Consider the following 19,741-nt stretch of genomic DNA (forward strand, 5'->3'; position numbering starts at 1 on the left):
GAGCAAGATGGGACATATGCCGCGTCCGCTGATCCTCGACGCCGCCCGGACCCCGTTCGGCCGCTACCGCGGCGGACTGGCGGGCATCCGGGTCGACGACCTCGCCGCTCTGCCGATCGTGGAACTGCTCCGCAGGCACGACCGGCTCGATCCCGCGCGCGTCGACGACGTGCTGCTCGGCAACACCAACGGCGCCGGCGAGGAGAACCGCAACGTCGCCCGCATGGCCGTGCTGCTGGCGGGCATGCCGCCGACGGTGCCCGGCGTGACGCTCAACCGCCTGTGCGCGTCCGGCGGTGAGGCGATCGTGCAGGGCGCCCGCACGCTGGCCTTCGGTGATGCCGACCTGTTGATCGCCGGTGGTGTGGAGGGCATGACGCGGGCGCCCTTCGTGACGGCTCGGCCGGACAAGCCGTTCCCGGACCGGCTGGAGACCGTGTCGACCGCTCTGGGCTGGCGGCTGGTGAACCCGCGGATGCCTTCGATGTGGACAGTGCCGTTGGGACTGGCCGCCGAGCAGGTCGCCGTCGAGCTGGGCATCACCCGTGAACAGATGGACACCTACGCGCTGCGGTCGCACCGGCGGGCCGCCGCGGCCTGGGACGCGGGCGTGCACGACGGGTTCGCCTTCAGCGTGCAGCTGCACGACGGCGGGTGTGTGCGGCGGGACGAGTCCGTGCGGCCCGAGACCTCGCTGGAGAAGCTCGGGAAGCTCAAGCCGGCCTTCTCCGAGCACGGGCCGGTGACCGCGGGCAACGCGTCGCCGCTGAACGACGGCGCTGCCGCGTTGCTGATGGGAACCGAGGCCGTGGCGGCCGAGCTGGGGATCACGCCGCTGGCCGAGGTGGTCGGGTCCGCGGTCACCGCCGAGGAGCCGCATCGGTTCACGCTGGCGCCCGTGTCCGCGATTCGGAAGCTGTTGAAGCGGTTGCGGATCCAGGCGGAGGACGTCGATCTCTGGGAGATCAACGAGGCGTTCGCCGCCATGGCACTGTCCGTTCTGCACCATCTGCCCGAAGTGGATCGGGAGAAGGTCAACGTGCACGGCGGTGCCATCGCGTACGGGCACCCGCTCGGCGCCTCGATGCCGCGCGTGATCGTGGACGTCGCCCGGCACCTGCGGGCCCGTGGCGGCGGACTCGGGATCGCCGCCGCCTGCGTCGGCGTCGGTCAGGGAGTCGCGGTCGCGGTGCGCGTGTGAGCGCCTAGATCCGGTACGAGATCTCGGGGTAGTCGCGGACGACGCCGTTGGCGTCGACCGTGATGTCCTGCGCGAAGTCGCCGCTCTCGAACCGGACGACGGACTCGGCGTCGCCGACGGACACGGTCCGGTAGGTCTGCCGCACGGCCTCGACCGTCAGGTCGGGCAGCGACACCTTCACGACGGGCAGGTCGTGCTCGCCGGACTCGCGGTGCAGCCCGAGCCGCCGGATCGGGATGGCGTTGAACAGCACGGAGAACTGCACGTCCACGTCGAGCGCACCGTCGAAGGCGTGCCGCTCGGCACCCTTGCCGTGGTCGACGAGCCACGCGCCGTCGTCGGAGCGGGCCACGGAGACCTGCCGCTCCTCCTCGACGGTCGCGGTGCGCAGCAGCACCCGCTTGACCTGGCCGCCCTCACCGACGGCGAGCTCGAACGAGGCGCTGAACTGCTCGCTGGGACCGGCGGCGACGAGCCGGCCGGACGCTCGCAGGCGCTGGTCCGGCGAAAGCAGGATGCGCACCTGCTCCAACCGAGGCTCGTTGTAGCCCTGCCAGGTCACCATCTCTGGCCGCCGAGAAGTCGAGCTCTGCGCAGAAGGAGAGCGGGTCTCTCCTGGGGTGACCCGCTCAGCCGTGTTGGAGGAGTTCACTCGCCACCCGGAAGAATGTCCTTGATCTTGTCGGCTACCGACTCGATCTGCTCTTCATGCCCGAACTTCTCCGCAGCGAACTTGGCCGCGGCGTCCACGCCCTGGTCCACCTTCTCGTGGTGTTCCTCGGCCAGGTCCATGGCCTTGTTCTTGATCTCGTCGAAGTTCATGGTGCTCCCTCGCACTCTCGTCGCAGGGTACCGGACCCGAAGTCACGCTACAGCCGCCTGGACAACTCGGCTCGACGCCGGTGATGATGGCCGCGCCGCCGCCTGGTCGGCCGCTGCACGCGGCCAGAACCAGGAGGAACGCCACATGTCACGGCTCGTGCGCGGGCTCGTTCCCGCGCTGTTGCTGTTGCCGTTCGTCATCACTTCTCCAGCGGACGCCACCCCTGGTGCAGCGAAGTTCACGACTACCACGGTCGCGACGAACGTCGCCGCCCGCAGCGACCGCCGTCCGGTCGCGGGCGGCCTGTACGACGGGAAAGCCCGCAAGACCTTCATCTCCTGGGCCGGGCAGTACGAGGACAACTACGTCCAGTCGTACGACCACCGGTCGGCCAAGTGGTCCACGCCCGTGCGCGTCGGTGACGGTGACTCCGACTCGCACAACTACCCGACGATGATCCAGGCGCCCGACGGGCACCTGCTCGTCTTCCGGGGCATGCACAACGTCGAACTGCGGATGTCCCGCTCGCCACAGGCCCACTCGGCCGAAGGCGTGTGGGAGGAGACGCTCGTCTCGAAGAACGCCGCGACGTACCCGATGCCGTTCGTCACGAGAGACGGCACGATCTTCGTCTTCTACCGCGAGACGTCCCGCGACATCCAGATCCCCGGCGCGCAGGTCGACGACCGGCCGATGCTCTACATGGTCTCCAAGGACAGCGGGAAGACCTGGAAGAGCTCCAAGGAGATCACCGGCGACAACTGGGCGATCGGCTCGGTCAAGCGCGCCGACAACATGAACGAGATCTACATCGGCCAGCTGCGGCAGGAGCGCAACGGCCGGGTGCGGATCGTCTACACGCTGGCCGGCGGCGGCACCGAGGGCCACCTGCACGACCGGTACCACCGCAACATCTACTACACCTGGTTCGACCCGCGGAACCTGCACTTCTACTCCGTCACGGGCCGCGACCTGGGCACGCAGATCGACGACGCGGACCAGGAGAACCACCTCAAGGTCGCGGAGACGCCGCTGACGCTGCCGAACGGCGTGAAGTCGCCGGACTACATCCAGCTCGTCGGCACGACGCTCGGGCAGCGGCCGTTCCTGTTGTGGTTCACCGGTGACGACGCCAAGGGCCCGCTGCACAACTACATGTCCACTTGGAACGGTCGCACCTGGGAGACGAAGGAGGTCGCCCGCGGCCTGCGCACCAGGGACATGGAGCAGCTCGACCCGTTCACGTGGCGCGTCTACGCCACCGAGGACGGCAAGCCGAACGTGAACACGTACCTCGTGAAGTGTGGCAAGTGGACGCCCGAGGCGGTGATCCCGACGGCGAAACCCGTGCAGCGAGTGGAGATCATCGACAACTTCCGCGACCCCGTGCGGGCGTTGTTCTCCGGCGCTTCAAGTGACCGGAACGTGGCGATCGCCGACGGCGACATCACCGTCGCCGGTATTTCCAGGCGGTAGTACGAAAAGAACGCCCCTGAGCCGGCGCGGGCTCAGGGGCGTTCACTACTTCAGTCGGATGATTCAGACCGAAGACTTCTTGCGGCGCAGGAAGAACAGCGCGGCACCACCGGCGGCGAGCAGCGCGACACCGATGCCGAGCGGCCACGCGATCGACGCACCCGTGCTGGCCAGGTCGTCGTCGTTGCCGCTGCCACCCGGAGCCGGAGCCGGCTTCGTGGTCGTCGTGGTGGTCGGGGTCGGGGTCGTGGTGGTGGTCTCCGGCGTGGACGGCTGCGTCACGACGGGCGCGGCGACCCACTTGGCCTTGGCCTCGGCGTCCACGGCGACCTTGGTCGGCGCGGCGACGACCAGCGACTGCGTCTTGTTCTCGTCACCCGCGTCGCTCTGCACGAACAGGCGACCGGCCTTGAGCTCGGCGTTCACCTCGAGGGAGAACTTCGCCTCACCGGCCGGGGCGTCCTTGGGGACGTTCACGAAGAACTCGGAGACCTTGTCGCCCGTGCCCTGAGCCTTGAGCTCCTCGGCGTTGACGTTCTCGAGCGGCTTGCCGTCCTTGTCGGTGATGGTGACGCCCTTGGGCAGCTTGCCCTTGACCTTCACCTGGTCCGCCGTCGTGGTGACGGTGAACGGGCCGATCTGCTCGCCGGCCTTGCCTTCCTTGGACTCCGGCTCGACCTTGAGGGTCGGCTTCGGCTGCGGCGCCTCGTCCTTCGCGTTCTCGACGAGGTACTCGTACCACTTGACGACGTCGTCGTTGCCCGTCTTGTCGGGGTTGAGCTTGGCCTCGTCGCTGAAGTGCCAGATCGCGGCCTGCGTGGCGGCGATGGCCTCCTGCTCGCTCAGGCCCTCACGCAGCTCCTTGACCGGCTTCTGCGGGTAGGAGTGGGTGAGGATCCAGAGGATCTTGCCGCTGTTCTGCGGGAACTTCGAGGACGGGTTCGGGTGCTTGTCCCACGGCACCTCACGCAGGCCCTTGTTGCCCTTCAGCGGCGTGGGCAGCTCGACGCAGTACGCCTTGACCTTCGTCGTCTCCTGGTCGATGACCTTGAGGCCGATCAGGCTGGTGTCGAACTTCTTGTCGCCGAAACCCTGCAGGTAAACGTCAAGACCACCCTGGCCCGCGCTGTGGTCGGGCTTCACGATGACATCTGCCGAGGCGGGCAGTGCAGAGAAAGTGAGAGCGACCGATGCGCCGACGAGGGCTGCACCGATCCGCAGACGGGAAGCCATGGGTCTCCTTGCTCGCTGAAGTTAGCCCGAACGCGTGAGAAAGTCGTGACCTGATCGGACGGTCGGAACCCCACTGACCGACACAGAACCGACAGGAAGCGACGGCACGTTATCCGATCGAGTTACACCTGATCGGGCGAGGGTCACCCTTCGCGCACGCTTAGCTACACCAGCACAAATGAGACGCATTCGTCCACAATGGACATGGCCGGGCCATGTCGTTCACAGTCAACGGATTTAAGTCGTTGCCGAACAGTTACATGTGGACATACGAAAGGGGCGGCGGACCAGTGGTCCACCGCCCCTTGCAGGCCCGTACCCCCGAAGGCATGTACGGGAGAGAATTGCGAGATCAGCCCTCGCCGTTGACGTACTCGACGTCGTGCAGGCCGGTCGGGCCGCCGCCGTACACGAGGACCGAGTCCGGGATGCCCAGCCACGCGGCGGACACCATCTGAGCGGCACCGCCGCCGATGGCCGCGCCACCCTCGTTCCACTGCTCGTTGAGCTCCTGGAGGGTGGGGGCCTGGTCCGGAGTGTCGGCCTGAGCGGTGCCGGCGCCGACGAGGCCGGCCATGGCGGCGAGGGGAGCGAGCGCGCCAATGAGCGACTTGCGCATTGCGGATTTCTCCTTCAAAGGTCCCAGCAAAAATCCGTGCACGAGATGGATTTCCGTGCAGCCGGCTGGGATGCGGAGATTTCATCGGCCTATTGGAACGCCCGCAACCATAGACACGCGCTATCACCGAATCGAGGGATGTCGATCACTCGACCCAGTGAACGATCACAGGATCGGCTAACACCTGATCGAGTTCAGGCGACCAGTTCGGCCACCTCTACCGGCCTGATGTCCCCAGGACGCAGGGAAGTTCCACGAAGACAAAGATCACGGGCCGCCGGGCGTTGTCCGGTCAAGATCCATTTCACGAGCGCCGCGAGCTGATGGGCGATCAGCGGCGGAACCGCGTCGCCGACATGCCGATAAGCGTTGCCGAGTATTGACACGTCGAATCGGAACGATCGCGGAAATCCCTGCAGCAGGGCCATTTCCCGGACAGTGCAGAGACGGTCCTGATCCGGGTGCGCATATCTGCCGTTGCCGACGTGCGAGCACTCGCGCTTGATCGTGCGCGCGGGTTCGTCCCACCACATGCGCCCGTAGACGTCCGGGTGTGAACCCCAGCGGCCGGCTTCGACGATCTTGAGCTGCGCGGGGTTGAGCAGCTGCTCGGTGTCGGGCGACTTCAACAGGTCCGCCCACGAGCCGCCGTCGGCGGGGATCGCCCGCATCCGTTCCATCGTGCGGCCCTGCTTGAACGTCGGGGACACGTGGATCTCGTCCTCGGGGTGCGCCTCCCCCGCACCGACCGCGGGCAGCCTGCCGATCGCGCGGCGCACGGTTACCGCGGCCTTGCGGACCTCGCGACCGGCCCACAGGTCGTCCATGGTCAGCAACGGCAGGCCGGCGTCGACCGCGATCACGAGGGAGCGCTCACGCAGCTGCGGCAACCCGAAGCGGGAGAACATGTGCGTGTCGCCGGAGACCACGTAACCGATCCGGGTGAGCTCGTCGGCGAGCCCCACGAAGTGGTGCCGCTGCTTGCCCTTCACGAGCTCCCGCGCGTTCTCCAGCAGCATGACCTTCGGCCGCAGTTCCTCGACGTACGCGGCGATGCGGCCGACGAGCGAGTTGCGCGGGTCGTCGCGGAGGTGGTTCGCCGCGGTGATCCGGCTGAAGCCCGAGCACGGCGGGCAGGCGAGCAGCACGTCGAGCTGCCCCCGCTTGAGTCCCCACACCTCGCGGATCGCCGCGGGCGAGACCTTCGCGAGGTCGACCTCGAGCGGGTTCACGCCGATGTTGGCCTGGTAGGTGTCGTTGCAGCGCAACGAACCGAGCCGCGACGACGGCTTGCCGATCTGGGCGTCGGCCGCACCGACGACCCGGAAGTCACGGTGGGCGTGGAAGCCGAGACTCATGCCGCCGGCTCCCGAGAAGATGTCGGCCACCGTGAAGGACACGGCGTGATCGTACGGCTGCGCCAACCGACCCTCGGGCGGGACATCCCGTAGCGTTCACCTGTATGGAGCTGCCGCGTGCGTGGCAACGGCCTGATCCGTTGCGTGGACTCGACAGGATCCCGTGGGACGAGCTCTCCGACGGCCGGGGAAGCGCCGAGGGACTCGACGCGTTGCTGCGCGCCCTCGTCGCCCCCGAGTACGACGCACGGGAGCGCGCCCTCGCCGAGCTGACCGGCAGACTCCTGACCGACGACACGGTGTCCGAGGCGAGCACCTACGCCGTCCCGTTCCTCGTCGAGCTCGGCGCCTCGTACAAGGTCGCGGCCCACGTGCGCGACCGCGTGATCTTCCTGCTCGCCGCGATGGCGTTGGCGGACAAGGGCTTCACCGAGGACGGCAAGCGGACCCGGCGGCGCTGGAACTCCGTCGGCCGCGAGCTGCCGCGCACCGCCCCGGACTGGATCACCCAGACGCGCCACGCCGTGGCGACGGGCGCACCGAGGATCTTCGAGGCGCTGGCCCAGGAGAACGCCGCGTGCGTCGTCGCGCTCGTCTGCTCCGTGGCGGACAAGTGCCCCTCGTACGTCGACGGCCTCATGCAGGAGGCCGCCAACGAGTGCGACGACAACATGCTGCGCGAGGCCGCCGAGGTCGCCCTGCACCTGCTGCGCAAGCAGGAGACACCGGATCTCCTGCTGCTGGGCATCGCGCAGGGGCACCCGAAGGTGCTGAAGGACTACGAGACCACGGCGCGGCCGGCGAACCAGCCGCACGAGGTGACGGTGGCCAAGATCGGCTACCGGTTCGCCCTCATCGCCGCGTACGGCGACGACGAGGGCGAATCGTCGTTCACGCGATGACGGCCTCGGCGGCCACGACCTCGACCTGCTGAACCTCTTCGACCGCGACGGCGGGCTCCAGCGGGCCGAGGCCCGTGCCCCACTCCTGGTCCGCCAGCGCGAACGCGGCGACGGTCAGCGGCACGACCGGCCGGCCGTGCTCCATCGTCTCGCGGTGCAGGTCGAGCTCCAGCCGTGCGCCGATGGGCGACGGGGCCAGCCGCAGCGTGGCGTGCGACGGCTCGTCGCCGTGCGCGAACCGGCACGACCAGCCGTTGAACACGACCTCGCGCTCGGTCTTCTCGGTCGGCTGGACCGCACGCACGTTCGCGCCCACGGAGCCGGCCCGCGTCGCGTCGGCGGCCTGCAGCAGCATCTCCTCGAACTGCATCGACGAGATGCCGAGGTCCCACCCGGCGACCAGGGCGACCTGGACGAGCGCGAGCGGCAACGACGGCAGGGCGTCCTCGAAGCACGACATCGCGCCGCCGTAGCGGGTGTTGATCTCGGTGGGCAGGAAGCCGTCCTCGGTGGCGATGCCGTCGAGGGTGAACGTGCCGCGGTAGCCGACGGAGTCGCGCAGGTGCTCACCGACGCGGCGGGCCAGGTTGCGCATCTGGTCGCGGATCCACAGGGGCGGGTCGTAGTAGGACGCGCAGCCCGCGTAGAGGAACTTGGCCTGGCCCTGACGGCGTGGCACGACCATCTCGATGGGGCGCAGCACGGCCGTGCCGTCCGGGAAGACGATGCCATGCACGCTCACCGGAATCCCTTCCAGGAACGGCATCACACGTACCTGCTCGCACTTCGGCTGCAGCACGGTGAACGCGTCGAGCGCCTCGTCGCGGTTGCGGACGCGGCGCACGAAGTTCGCACCGCCGTTGATCGCCGGGCCGTCGCCGGACCACACGACGCCGGCGCCGCGGTCCATCAGCTCGCTGGCGCCCCACAGCGCCTCGAAGTCGAGGTCGAAGACCATCGCGTCCGCACGCGGCGCGGACAGCTCGTCCCACAGCGCGTCGATCGTGGTCTTGTTCTCCAGCTCGACCCACTCGCGCTTGCGTGCGTTGAGGACCGGCCGGCCCATGAACCTCGGGATCTCGTTGTACGGCGTGCTGATCACGACGGCTTCGCGGTTCGCGTCGAAGTCCCGCATGATCGCGCGCACGTTCGCGCCCGGCTTGGTCAGCAGCTTGCCCAGCCGGCGCTGCTCGACGGCGACGAAGCCGCCCTTGATGCCCAGCGACACCCAGCGGGCGATCTCGGAGTCATGCAGCGGCGCATGATCGTCGGTATCGAGCACGAGCGTATGGCGGGCGCCGAGCGCATGGAGTTCCTGCGCCCGCTTGGCCAAACGCGTGCCGCCGGCCAGCACGACCAGCCGATCACCGAACAACCTGCCGAGGCGCTCGTTGAGCGCTGCCAGAACATGAGTCATCGCCGAGAACCCGCTTTGTGAGAAGCGATGGAGGAGACCGGCGAGCGCCGGGTGACGCGTAGCGTAGATGCACCCGGTATGTGTGGCGAAGCACGGTCCGGCAACAGCCGGATGAAGGTTGCCGTCCGGTCACGATCATGGGCCGGACGTGAAGTGGATCAGGCGCGCGCGGCGTCCCTCAGGACCTGATCGACACCGTTCAGGTACGAGCGGAACGACGAGACCGGCAGCTGGGTCACCTCGGCCGCGGGCATGGGAGCCGCGCCGACGATGTCGGCGACGTGACGGAGGAACTCCTGCCGCTTGTACTCGTGCACAGCGTGGTCGTGCAGGAGGCCTGCGATGCTCGTGTGCACAGCGCGATGGGGGTAACTCACTCGTGTGTTATCGGCGTAGTTCCCGTCGACCTTTAGGGTCAATTCATGCGAGTTCTCGTGACGGGCGCCACGGGGTACCTCGGCCGAGCCGTGGTCCCTGAGCTGCGGTTTTCCGGTCACGACGTGATCTGTCCTGGTCAGCGGCTACACGAACCGTTCGACGCGACCGGCGTCGACGCCGTCGTCCACCTGGCCGCGCTGGGCAACGTGCGGGAGTCGTTCGAACAGCCGCTGCGGTACTACGACGTCAACGTCGCGGGCACGCTGAACCTGCTCTCGCACCTCGACGGCCAGCGGTTCGTGCTGGCCTCGACGGCGGCCGTCTACGGCGCCCCCGCAGCTCAGCCCATCTCCGAGTCCGCACCCCGCGCCCCGCTGTCGCCCTACGCCGCCTCCAAGGCGGCGGCCGAGGACCTGGTCACTTGGACCGCGTCGTCGGGACGCATCGGCGGCGCCGTGCTGAGGATCTTCAACGCGGCCGGCGGCGACGACACCAACACCGATCGGGTGATCACTCGGGCGGTGGGTTCGGTGCTTGGCCGGGTGGCCGATTTCCCGGTGTACGGCGACGGAAGCGCCGTCCGGGACTTCGTGCACGTGCGCGACATCGCGCGGGCCGTCGTCGTGACGTTGGAGCACAGCGAGGCCGGATCGTCGGCCGTCTACAACGTCGGCGCGTGCCCGGCGTCGGTGCGGGACGTCCTCTCGGCGGTCGAGCGGGTCACCGGGCGGGTGGTCGACGTGACGTGGCGGCCCGCGCATCCCGGTGAGGCGCCGGAGGTGCGTGCCGACACGTCCCGGTTGCGTGCGTTGGGGTGGCGGCCGGAGCACTCGTCGCTGGACCGGTTCGTCAGCGACGCTTGGGGACCGGGACCCGGTCGAGGTCGTTAGCCACCACGATGTCGCCGTCGAACACGCCTCTGGCCTCGTCGTAGAACTCGCGCGGATTGTCGTAGCGCTGCGAGAAGTGGGTCAGCACGAGCGTGCGCACGCCGCTCTCCTGCGCGGCGCGGGCGGCCTGCCGGGCCGTGAGATGACCGTGGTCGCCCGCGAGCTGCACGTCCCGGTGCAGGTAGGTCGACTCGATCACCAGCAGGTCGGCGTGGTCGGCGAGCTCGTAGACGCCGTCGCACATCCGCGTGTCCATGACGAACGCGAACTTCTGGCCGTACCTCGGTTCGCTCACCTCTTCGAGCGTCACGCCGTCGAGCACGCCTTCCCTCTGCAGGGTGGCGACGCGCGGTCCGCTGATGCCGTGCTCGGCGAGTTTGGCCGGCAGGATGCGGCGCCCGTCGGGTTCGACGAGCCGGTAGCCGAAGCTCTCCAGGCCGTGGTCCAGCCGGTGCGCCTCGAGCGTGCCGAACCTGCCGGACGCGATCACGCCGTTCCCGTCGACGGGCTCCTCCTTGATGTCGACGGCGTCGTAGAAGGCGCTGGCGTAGCGGAGCCGTTCGAAGAAGTGGCTGCCGGAGCGGGGAAAGTGCGCGTGCACGGTGTGCTGGACCTTGTCGAGCGACAGCCGTTGCACGATGCCCGGCACGCCCAGGCAGTGGTCGCCGTGGAAGTGCGTGATGCACAGGCGCGTGATGTCGCTCGCGGCGGCGCCGGAGCGCAGGAGCTGGCGCTGCGTGCCGTCGCCGGGGTCGAACAGGAAGCCCTCGCCGTCCCACCGCAGCAGATAGCCGTTGTGGTTGCGGCTGCGCGTCGGCACCTGGCTGGAGGTCCCGAGGACGATCAGTTCCCGGACGGTCACATCCGAACGTTAACGTCTGTCCCATGCAGAGCGTGCGCGTGGCGGAGTCGTGGCCGGTGGACAACGTGGCGGTGGCCGTCGTGGCCGCGTCCGGTTCGGTGCTGGGGTCCTTCGGCGACCAGTCGCGCGTGTTCCCGCTGGCGTCGGTGACCAAGCTGCTGACCGCGTACGCCGTGCTGGTCGCGGTCGAGGAGGGCGCGGTCGAGTGGGACGACCCGGCCGGGCCCGCCACGCTGCGGCACCTGATCTCGCACACCTCCGGGCTCGCGTTCGATTCTTTTGCCGTGCAGGCGCCGCCCGGTACGCGCCGGATCTACTCCAACGCGGGTTTCGAGGCGATGGCGTCGCACGTCGAGCAGGCCTGCGACATCAAGTTCGCGTCGTACGTCGAGGAAGCCGTCTTCGCGCCGTTGGGCATGACGTCCACGCGCCTGGCCGGCAGCCCGGCCGCGGGCGCCGAGTCCTGCGTTTCGGACCTGGTCCGGTTCGCCGGCGAACTGCAGGCGCCGCGGCTGGTGTCGGCCGCGCTGGTCTCCGAGGCGACCTCCGTGGTCTTCCCGGGCCTGTCCGGGGTGCTGCCGGGCTACGGGCACCAGCGGCCGAACGACTGGGGCCTCGGGTTCGAGATCCGTGCGGAGAAGTCGCCGCACTGGACCGGGCTGCGCAACTCGCCGCGCACGTTCGGTCACTTCGGCCAGACGGGCACTTTCCTCTGGGTGGATCCGGCTGCTGAGGTGGCTTGTGTCGCGTTGACCGACCGGGCCTTCGGGCCGTGGGCGATCGAGGCGTGGACGCCCTTCTCCGACGCAGTGCTGGGGGAACTCGATGCGTGAGGCTTCTTTTGCGGACCTATTGATCAACTACGGGCACTTCACGTCGATGCAGGTGCGTGGCGGCCGGGTTCAGGGGCTGGCGCTACACCTCGCGCGGCTCGCTTCAGCCACCGAGGAGCTCTACGGCGTCTCCCTGCCCGACGTGCGTCCTTACGTGTTGCGCGCGCTCGGTTCCACGGCCGACGCGACGGTGCGGGTGACGATCGCGGGAGTCACACCGTCGATCCTGGTGACGCTTCGTCCCCCGCGTGACCCACGCGGCCCGCGCCGCCTGATGAGCGTCCAGCACGCGCGGCCGTTCGCACACATCAAGCACGTCGGGATGTTCGCGCAGATCCACTTCGGCAAGCTCGCGGAACAGGCCGGCTTCGACGACGCGCTGCTGGTCGCGCCGTCGGGTGCGGTGACCGAGACGACGATCGCCAACGTCGGGTTCTTCGACGGCGATTTCGTGGTGTGGCCGTCGGCGCCGCAGTTGAACGGCACGACGATGCAACTCCTGGAGCCTTTGGTGCCGTCGCGACGCGAAGTCGTGTCGTTGAGCGACATCGGCCGGTTCTCCGGGGCGTTCGTGACGAATTCCTCGGGCGTGTCACCGGTGACGGCGATCGATTCGCATTCGTTCGAGGCCGACGAACGCCGGATGAAGGAACTGACCGAGGCCTACGATTCCGTTCCCTGGGATCCGATTTAGTCGCGTTCCGCCAGCTGTATGGCGAGATGCCGCAGAACTTCCTTCACATCGGCGTCCGGACAGTCGTTCTCGTACGCCTGCACGACGCCGCGGAACGCGAACATGAAGCCGGCCGTGAACCAGGCGAACTGCGACAACACCTGGTCGAGCGCCTGCTTCACCACCGCCTCGGTCTCCGGCGACGGCGGCTTCTCGAGTTCGACGTCGTAGCTGAACACGCCCTGCTGCAGAACCTTGAGCGCGGTGCGCAGGTCGTCGCTCGCCTCGGTGGCCTCGTAGTCGTACGTGAGCATCAGCACCCCGAGCGCCCGCTGCATGATCTCCACCTTGTCCACAGGTCGATCTTCGCGGTTGCGGCGCGCAGAGGCCAAGGGACGTGACCGCTGAGCCCCCGAAGTGCCCGCGGTCACCCCCGTACGATTGGTGAGGTGGGCCCGCGTGTGTGTCCGACACGCGGGCCCACCTCTCGCAGAAAATCAGCCGAGGTTCAGCGCGGAGCCGTAGTCGCCGTAAGTACCCATGTCGAGGTACTTGCCCGCGTCGGTGGCGGTCATCGGGTCGCACAGCTCGGTCGCGTCGCCGTACGTACCGAGGTCGCACAGCGCCGCCACGTCCCCGTTCGCACCGGGAACGGCCGGCATGTCGACGGGCGCGGCGAACGCGGGAACCGCGCCGGCGAGGGTGGCGGCCGCACCGGCCAGGACAGCAGCAAATGCCTTGCGCTTCATTAGATAACACTCCGCATAAATCATCGAAATCGCACAGTCGTCGACTGCGCGAGAAGAAAGACAGGCTTTGCCTCAATTTCCGAGGCGTTGTCGAGAATTCGACGCCGCGAAGATTACTGATCACCCAAATGGACGTCAAGCTACCGGAGCAACCGCTAACCCGAGAGCCTTAGTTTCGCGATCGAGTAGTCACCGCTTGACCTGGCACTTATCGCTCGGCCGGAAATCTTTAGATCACACAATGGGGTGGCCTATCGGGATGGGAACACGAACCGTAGTCGTCGAATCTTCATTTATCTCAAATGGTTCGAGCATGCACGAAAGCGCATTGATTGCTACGCAAACGAAAAAGGGGGCGACGTCCCCCACGCCGCCCCCCTGGTGATGCGCCCCTCAGGCTGGCGCACCGCTCCACTCGCTCGCAAACATCACAAACCCCCTGCCACCCGGTCAACCTCACCCTCAACCACATGTCTATCAGGAGCTTCGTTGTCAGGCTTCGGCGTTTCGCACTGAACAAACAACGCTGTACAACCGCAAAGGAAGGTCGCAACAAGCACGGTCGACAGGTCGAGCCCACGCAGCGCTCAGCCGTAACGGACCGGCTGCGCTAAGTGATCGGTCATCGGTCAGCGGACCTGTACACGTCTGCAATGCCGAAGGCGAGCCGGCCGGGGGTCCGGGGGCGGAGCCCCGGCTGGGGTGTGGGGGCTTGGCCCCCACAAAACACAACGAGAGAGCCCTGTTCGCGCATTTCGCGAACAGGGCTCTCTCAGCGATCGAGCGCGCTCGGCAGGATTCGAACCTGCAACCTTCTGATCCGTAGTCAGATGCTCTATCCGTTGAGCTACGAGCGCATACTTTTCAATTGTAACCGAACCGGAGTTCGGGTCTAGCGGAGGCTCCGGGATTTGAACCCGGGATGGGGGGTTACCCCAAACCGCATTAGCAGTGCGGCGCCATAGACCAGACTAGGCGAAGCCTCCCGGGGCCCTCGGCCACGACGCATAGATTACACAGGTCCTCAACCGATAAGCAAAACGCCCCCCTCGCAGCGCTGTTCGCGCTGCTCAGGGGGCTGTCGATCAACGATCGATCAACGAACGATCAGTGCGCGGCAAGATCGACGAACGGGCGCAGGGACTCGGGGTTGCGGAGGGCATCGCGCGAGACCGCGCGGTCCGGGGACACGCCGGCGAGGATCTTCTTCACGGGGACCTCGCACTTCTTGCCGTTGAGGGTGCGAGGAATCTCACTCACGACGATGAAGCGGTTGGGGACGTGGCGCGGCGAGAGGTTCTGGCGCAGGGATGTCCGGAGTTGGGGTTCGACATCCGCCAGTGCCACGCCGGAAGACAGGACCACGAAGCAGAGCAGTTCGCCTTCCGTGGCGCCCGACGTGTCGATCACGAGGGAGTCCTCGATGCCCTCGATGCCCTCGACTACGCGGTAGAACTCGGAGGTGCCCATGCGGACGCCGCCGCGGTTCAGGGTCGAGTCGCTGCGGCCGTAGATGACGGCCGAGCCGCGTTTGGTGATGCGGATCCAGTCGCCGTGGCGCCAGATTCCGGGGTATGTCTCGAAGTAGGCCTCGCGTAGGCGTGAGCCGTCGGCGTCGCCCCAAAAGAAGATCGGCATGGACGGCATCGGCTTGGTGATCACCAACTCGCCTACCTGTTCTACGACCGGCGAACCCGCTTCGTCATAAGCGAAGACGGCGGCACCTAGGGCGCGGCAGGACAGTTCGCCCAGCCATACCGGGCGGTCCGGGGACGCGGCCACGAAGGCGGTGCACAGGTCGGTGCCGCCGGAGACCGAGGCGATCTGGACGTCCTTGCCCACGGCCGCGGCGATCCAGCGGAAGCCCTCCGGGGTCAGCGGTGCGCCGGTGGAGCCGACTACGCGGAGCCCGGTCAGGTCGTAGCGCGACGAGGGCGTCAGGCCCTCCTTCAGGCACGACTGCACGTACGGCGCGGAGGTGCCGAAGTACGTCACGCGGTGCTGTTCGGCCAAGTGCCACAACGTGTTCAGGTCCGGGTACGCCGGGCTGCCGTCGAACAGGACGATGGTGGTGCCGACCAGCAGGCCGGACACCAGGAAGTTCCACATCATCCAGCCGGTCGTGGTGAACCAGAAGAAGCGGTCGCCCGGACCGAGGTCGCTGTGCAGGCCGAGCATCTTCAGGTGCTCAAGCACGATGCCGCCGTGGCCCTGCACGATGCCCTTCGGCAGGCCCGTCGTGCCGGACGAGTACAGGATCCACAGCGGGTGGTCGAACGGCACCGGCGTGAACTCGAGCGGGGCGTCGGCGAACGAAGCGAGCAACGAGTCCCACGACACCGTGTCGGGCAACGCGGCGCCGTTGTCCAGATAGTCGATCAAAACAACAGCACGCAGCGAAGGGATCTGCGAACGGATCTCCTCGACCACCGGGCGCGTGTCGAACGAGCGGCCGTTGTAGACGTAGCCGGAGACCGCGATGAACACGGTCGGCGTGATCTGGGTGAACCGGTCGGCGACCGCGCGGGCGCCGAAGTCCGGGGAGCACGACGACCACGTCGCGCCCAGTGACGCGGCCGCCAGGAAGGCGACCAGGGCCTCCGGTGAGTTCGGGACGAGAGCGGCTACGCGGTCACCCTTACCGACGCCCAGGGACACCAGCGCCGCTCGGAACGCGGCCACCTGGGAGCGCAGCGCGCCGAACGTCAGGTGGCGGGTCAGGCCGTCCTCGCGGTGGAAGATCACCGCCAGGTCGGAGTCGGCGCCGGACCGCAGGGCGTGCTCGGCGTAGTTCAGCGTCGAGTCGGGGAACCATGTGGCGCCCGGCATCTCGGTCGATCCGAGCACCTGCGAAGGCGGCGTGTGGAACCGCACGTCGAAGTACGCGGCGACGGCGCTCCAGAACCCCTCCAGGTCGGTCGTCGACCACTCCCAGAGCTCGTCGAAGGACGGGAAGTCGTGGCCACGCTCCGTGCGTAGCCACGACCGGAACGCGGTCATCGCGTTGTCCCGCGAGGGATCGGGTTGCCAGAGCAGTTCGACGCCGGTGTCGGTCATGCTCCAGTTTCTAGTTGGTGGACAACAGCTCGTCCACCGCGCCCGTCAGTCGTGCCTGATCGGTCGGCGCCAGAACGAGCCAACCGTCCTTCTGCCGAACGAGGTAACGGCCCTCGCGAGTGTCCAACCAGGACACCGAGCGGCCGGTCGGCCGCGGGATGCCGTCGCGGTTGCGGGCGGTCAGCGCGAGCTGGCCGCCGCCGATGCGGGACGTGACGGCGCGCAGCAGCGTGTAGGCCTCGGGCTCGCGGATGCCCGCGTGGCGCAGGACCTCCATGAAGCCCGACTCGCCGTCGCGTTCGCCCGCTTCACCGGCGCGGACGTAGTCGTCCCAGCGGATGTTCACCGCCCGGCCGTTGCCCGGCCGCAACGCCGGGAGCGCGGCCACGGTCGACGACGCCAGCGCGGTCGAGCGGAACGACCGCAGGTGCACGTCGTCACCGACTCGGGCCGCGAACGTGCCGCTCCAGCCCGCGGTCGCGAGCGCGCGGGCCATCTCGGTGCCCTTGAAGTACACGACCTCCAGCGCGCGTTCGAACTCGGCGAGCCCGCTGACCAGCGCACGCAGGTCCGGATCCGGCCGGCCGATCGTGCCGAGGCCACGCCGGTACAGCTCGTTCGACGTCTCCTCGGTCAGGCGCTGGCGGGCCGCTCGGGTACGGCCGACGTGCGGCGTCCCGAGCGGCACCTCGCGCTCCTCGCCGTGGACCGCCTGCCAGAGCAGGAAGAACTCGCGCGAGCTGAGCTTGAATCCTCTTTCGGTGTCGTTCATTGACCGATCACCGGCGGAGCGGCCTTGCGGTCGAGCCCGAACACGTTGTCGTCCTCTTCGAGGTACGCGGCGTGCTTGTACTCACGCTCGTCCTCGCCACCGCGGCCGGCCGCGCCCGCCGGAGCGCCGGCCATCGGCGCCGCGCCCATCTGCAGCGGGTTCTGGAACGCCTTGGTCTGGTTCACGTTCTGCGCTGCCGCGGCACCGCCGATGCCGCCACTACGGGACGACTCGGACGCCGCAGCCGAACCAGCGCCGCCCAGACCGCCGCCACCGGCACCGATACCGCCCGCGGCGCCGGACGCCGCGGCTGCCGGAGGCATGAACGTGCGGCCGAAGTTGCCACCGCCACCACCGCCGCCGGTCATCGGCATGCGGCCGTAGCCATAGCCACCACCGCGCGACGACGACGTGCGCGTGTCGGTCGGACCACCCGCGGGCCCGGTCACCACCGGACCGCCCGCACCGGCGCCGGAACCGTCCGCCGGACCACCCGTCGGGTGCTTCATCGTCCCGACCTGGCCACCTCCCGGCGGAGGCGCGACGGGGTTCGTGGGCGGCGCGAGCTGCGGCACGGTCTGGTCGACCGTGGCCGAGTTGCGCTGGAACGCGGCCATCACGTCCGCGGCCTGACGGTGCGCGGAGTCGGCGGCGGTCACCATGTCGACGGACGACGCGCCGATCTGCGCCGCGCCCGCGAACTGGTTCGCCTGCTGGGCGGCCAAGATCTGCTGCGCCGCCGCGGGTCCGAACATCTGCTCGGCGCTGACGCCGGGCACGTTCATGCCCATCATCGAGTAGCCGGAGATCACCTGCGTGGGCTGGGGCGGCACCGGAACCGGCGGTGGCGTGGGCTGCGGAGGAGGCGGCATCGCGTGGATCGCGTCCGAGACGTTCTTGATCTCGGTGTCGATCAACGCGCTCACCGTGGTGGTGTAGTGCGCCGCGTCCCCGGTCCACTTGGACACGTGGCCGAGGCCCTCGCGGGCCTTCTCCGCCGCGTCGCCCTGCCAGCCGGCGTCGGAGGACTTGATCGCCGTTTCGAGGAGCCCCTGCACCTCGTGGAGCACGGTGCCGATGGACGTCCAGCCGTCCCGGACGTTCTGGGCGCTGGCGAGGTCCACGTCCTTGGTCAGCATGTTGTACAGGTCGACGTGGCTGTACGTCATCCAGTTGACCGGCTCGTGCAGATCGCTGGGGTGCTCGTCGTGGTCGTGGCTCTGCGACGTCTGGTTACCGTGCTGAGGGTTGGTCATCAGCTCGCCCCCTTCGTGATCGCATGGGCCGTGTCCTCGTCGGTACCGCGGGTCTTGTCGACCGCGTCCTTCACGGTGTCCCGCACGTCACCGAGGATCTGGATCAGCTCCTCCAGCACCAGGGTCGCCGACGTCTCGTCGCCGACCGCGATCTCGCGGAACTTGGTGCTGATCGCGTCCGCCACCGGGTTGTTGCCGAACTTCAGCTCGGTCGCGATCTTCCCGTGGTTGTCGAAGAGCGCCTTGCGCACCTGCTCCTGTGCGTCATCGAGCGCCTTGATCAGTTTTTCCGCGGCGTCCTCGTCGAGCGTGACCTTGCCCTTGCCGACCGCGGAGTCCATGGCGCCCACGGCCTGGTTCGCCGTGTAGACGTCAGCGCTCATGACCTTGAGCGACTGCGTCGTCGCCGTAGGACTGGTCGGACTGGTCACCGTCGCCGGTGTCACAGCCGGTGTGGAGCCCGGAATCTCCGTACCTTCAGCCATCCCTCTTACCCCCTGCACTGCACTCTCGCCGCAGCCGCACCAAGCGTTACCTCAGCAGCACCCATTAGATGTACCTGGGTGACTGTTCGGTTCCAATCCGCCGTAAAGACCCTTAACGGAGGTGTGCGTCGAACCAGTTAAGCGCACGCTGCCAGGCTTCGTCGCTCGTCTTGTCGAAACGGACCACATCGGACGCACTTTCTCCGGCGATCACCGCGTCGCGCAGCTTCTCGACCGCCTCGGAGTCGTCGTCGCTGTAGATCCCGAGCCACGGACACGACAGCTCGCCGGCCACATCGACCAGCGCGGGCAGCCCGTCGGACAGCGGTTCGAGGATCCCGGGACCTTGTACGGTCACCGCCGCCCCGACGGTTCGGCTCGCCGCCACGACCATCGCGACCGTGCCGCCAAGATCGAATCCGACGACGCCCATCCGGTCCGGGCTCACCCCCTGCTGCCCCAGCCACACGAACGCGACGTCGGTGTCCTCGAGGACGGCGTCACCCGAAAGCCTGCTCACCTGATCGTGCACCTCGTCGCCGCGGACGAGGTCCGCCTCGTACAGGTGCGGCGCCACGACGAGCCACCCCTCCTCGGCGAGACTTTTCACCAGGCTGCGGACGCCCGTCGTGATGCCACGCGCCTCGTGCAGCACCACGAGGCCGCCGCGGACGGCGTTCTCGGGTTCGGCGACCGTCATGCGCAGCTTGCGGCCGTCGGTCAGCGAGAGAGTCTCGATACGGGTCATGCGCCCACC

At 68.1% G+C, this 19,741-nt stretch carries 21 protein-coding genes and 2 tRNA genes; 6 read left to right on the forward strand and 17 right to left on the reverse strand.

Annotated features, from left to right (window positions below; genetic code table 11):
- The first annotated feature begins 16 nt into the window (after positions 1 to 16).
- Entirely contained in the window at positions 17 to 1,201 is a 1,185-nt protein-coding gene (locus QSK35_RS23090; RefSeq protein ID WP_285749538.1) for a thiolase family protein, read from the forward strand.
- 4 nt (positions 1,202 to 1,205) lie between these two features.
- On the opposite strand, the gene QSK35_RS23095 is transcribed toward QSK35_RS23090, so the two are convergent.
- Together QSK35_RS23095 and QSK35_RS23100 are read right to left on the reverse strand one after the other, a co-directional pair.
- The gene (locus QSK35_RS23095) at positions 1,206 to 1,766 is read right to left on the reverse strand and encodes a putative glycolipid-binding domain-containing protein (RefSeq protein WP_285749539.1); all 561 of its coding nucleotides are present in this window, start codon (positions 1,764 to 1,766) and stop codon (positions 1,206 to 1,208) included.
- An 83-nt stretch (positions 1,767 to 1,849) separates the two neighbouring features.
- Positions 1,850 to 2,023 carry an Rv0909 family putative TA system antitoxin gene (locus tag QSK35_RS23100; RefSeq protein WP_285749540.1) on the reverse strand — a complete coding sequence of 58 codons (174 nt, stop codon included), beginning with the start codon at positions 2,021 to 2,023 and terminating at the stop codon, positions 1,850 to 1,852.
- A 145-nt stretch (positions 2,024 to 2,168) separates the two neighbouring features.
- Between QSK35_RS23100 and QSK35_RS23105 the strand changes: the two genes are divergently transcribed.
- Positions 2,169 to 3,500 carry a BNR-4 repeat-containing protein gene (locus QSK35_RS23105; RefSeq protein WP_285749541.1) on the forward strand — a complete coding sequence of 444 codons (1,332 nt, stop codon included), beginning with the start codon at positions 2,169 to 2,171 and terminating at the stop codon, positions 3,498 to 3,500.
- A 63-nt stretch (positions 3,501 to 3,563) separates the two neighbouring features.
- On the opposite strand, the gene QSK35_RS23110 is transcribed toward QSK35_RS23105, so the two are convergent.
- The 3 genes from QSK35_RS23110 to QSK35_RS23120 form a co-directional block, all read right to left on the reverse strand.
- Positions 3,564 to 4,733 (reverse strand): Cys-Gln thioester bond-forming surface protein, encoded by a 1,170-nt coding sequence (locus QSK35_RS23110; protein ID WP_285749542.1) that lies wholly within the window; start codon positions 4,731 to 4,733, stop codon positions 3,564 to 3,566.
- A 352-nt stretch (positions 4,734 to 5,085) separates the two neighbouring features.
- Positions 5,086 to 5,352, reverse strand: coding sequence for a hypothetical protein (locus QSK35_RS23115; protein WP_285749543.1), 267 nt, complete (start codon positions 5,350 to 5,352; stop codon positions 5,086 to 5,088).
- Between the two features lie 194 nt (positions 5,353 to 5,546).
- A complete protein-coding gene (locus QSK35_RS23120) occupies positions 5,547 to 6,752 on the reverse strand; it encodes a DNA cytosine methyltransferase (protein WP_285749544.1) in 1,206 nt (401 codons plus the stop codon).
- Positions 6,753 to 6,814: 62 nt separating this feature from the next.
- Here QSK35_RS23120 and QSK35_RS23125 point away from each other — a divergent pair, with 62 nt between their 5' ends.
- Entirely contained in the window at positions 6,815 to 7,612 is a 798-nt protein-coding gene (locus QSK35_RS23125; protein ID WP_285749545.1) for a hypothetical protein, read from the forward strand.
- Here QSK35_RS23125 and QSK35_RS23130 read toward each other — a convergent pair.
- Together QSK35_RS23130 and QSK35_RS23135 are read right to left on the reverse strand one after the other, a co-directional pair.
- Entirely contained in the window at positions 7,602 to 9,029 is a 1,428-nt protein-coding gene (locus QSK35_RS23130) for an ATP-grasp domain-containing protein (RefSeq protein WP_285749546.1), read from the reverse strand. The genes QSK35_RS23125 and QSK35_RS23130 overlap by 11 nt on opposite strands.
- Positions 9,030 to 9,187: 158 nt before the next feature.
- Entirely contained in the window at positions 9,188 to 9,385 is a 198-nt protein-coding gene (locus QSK35_RS23135; RefSeq protein ID WP_285749547.1) for a hypothetical protein, read from the reverse strand.
- A 66-nt stretch (positions 9,386 to 9,451) separates the two neighbouring features.
- Here QSK35_RS23135 and QSK35_RS23140 point away from each other — a divergent pair, with 66 nt between their 5' ends.
- Positions 9,452 to 10,297: an NAD-dependent epimerase/dehydratase family protein gene (locus QSK35_RS23140; protein ID WP_285749548.1), complete on the forward strand. Its 846-nt coding sequence runs from the start codon at positions 9,452 to 9,454 to the stop codon at positions 10,295 to 10,297.
- Here the strand turns inward: QSK35_RS23140 and QSK35_RS23145 are convergent.
- Positions 10,257 to 11,159, reverse strand: a complete 903-nt coding sequence (locus QSK35_RS23145) for a ribonuclease Z (protein ID WP_285749549.1) — start codon at positions 11,157 to 11,159, stop codon at positions 10,257 to 10,259. The two genes, QSK35_RS23140 and QSK35_RS23145, sit on opposite strands and share 41 nt — an antisense overlap.
- A gap of 23 nt (positions 11,160 to 11,182) precedes the next feature.
- Between QSK35_RS23145 and QSK35_RS23150 the strand changes: the two genes are divergently transcribed.
- On the forward strand, positions 11,183 to 11,992 hold the full coding sequence (locus tag QSK35_RS23150; protein ID WP_285749550.1) for a serine hydrolase domain-containing protein: 810 nt from the start codon (positions 11,183 to 11,185) through the stop codon (positions 11,990 to 11,992).
- Positions 11,985 to 12,686 (forward strand): aminotransferase class IV, encoded by a 702-nt coding sequence (locus QSK35_RS23155; protein ID WP_285749551.1) that lies wholly within the window; start codon positions 11,985 to 11,987, stop codon positions 12,684 to 12,686. The genes QSK35_RS23150 and QSK35_RS23155 overlap by 8 nt, the downstream gene beginning before the upstream one ends.
- Here the strand turns inward: QSK35_RS23155 and QSK35_RS23160 are convergent.
- The 9 genes from QSK35_RS23160 to QSK35_RS23200 form a co-directional block, all read right to left on the reverse strand.
- Complete coding sequence (locus QSK35_RS23160) at positions 12,683 to 13,021, reverse strand: hypothetical protein (RefSeq protein WP_285749552.1); 339 nt, start codon at positions 13,019 to 13,021, stop codon at positions 12,683 to 12,685. The genes QSK35_RS23155 and QSK35_RS23160 overlap by 4 nt on opposite strands.
- 141 nt (positions 13,022 to 13,162) lie before the next feature.
- Positions 13,163 to 13,414, reverse strand: a complete 252-nt coding sequence (locus QSK35_RS23165; protein ID WP_285749553.1) for a hypothetical protein — start codon at positions 13,412 to 13,414, stop codon at positions 13,163 to 13,165.
- A gap of 784 nt (positions 13,415 to 14,198) precedes the next feature.
- Positions 14,199 to 14,271, reverse strand: a tRNA-Arg gene (locus QSK35_RS23170).
- 39 nt (positions 14,272 to 14,310) lie between these two features.
- A tRNA-Ser gene (locus QSK35_RS23175) sits at positions 14,311 to 14,400 on the reverse strand.
- 121 nt (positions 14,401 to 14,521) lie between these two features.
- Positions 14,522 to 16,471 (reverse strand): acetoacetate--CoA ligase, encoded by a 1,950-nt coding sequence (locus tag QSK35_RS23180; protein ID WP_285749554.1) that lies wholly within the window; start codon positions 16,469 to 16,471, stop codon positions 14,522 to 14,524.
- A 10-nt stretch (positions 16,472 to 16,481) separates the two neighbouring features.
- Entirely contained in the window at positions 16,482 to 17,243 is a 762-nt protein-coding gene (locus tag QSK35_RS23185) for an ESX secretion-associated protein EspG (RefSeq protein WP_285749555.1), read from the reverse strand.
- Entirely contained in the window at positions 17,240 to 18,499 is a 1,260-nt protein-coding gene (locus QSK35_RS23190; RefSeq protein WP_285749556.1) for a hypothetical protein, read from the reverse strand. Before QSK35_RS23190 ends, QSK35_RS23185 begins: the two co-directional genes overlap by 4 nt.
- Positions 18,499 to 18,984: a hypothetical protein gene (locus QSK35_RS23195; protein WP_285749557.1), complete on the reverse strand. Its 486-nt coding sequence runs from the start codon at positions 18,982 to 18,984 to the stop codon at positions 18,499 to 18,501. Before QSK35_RS23195 ends, QSK35_RS23190 begins: the two co-directional genes overlap by 1 nt.
- Before the next feature lie 112 nt (positions 18,985 to 19,096).
- Complete coding sequence (locus QSK35_RS23200) at positions 19,097 to 19,732, reverse strand: dienelactone hydrolase family protein (protein WP_285749558.1); 636 nt, start codon at positions 19,730 to 19,732, stop codon at positions 19,097 to 19,099.
- Positions 19,733 to 19,741: the final 9 nt, after the last annotated feature.

Source organism: Lentzea sp. NBRC 105346 (genome assembly GCF_030269605.1).
Taxonomy (GTDB): domain Bacteria; phylum Actinomycetota; class Actinomycetes; order Mycobacteriales; family Pseudonocardiaceae; genus Lentzea.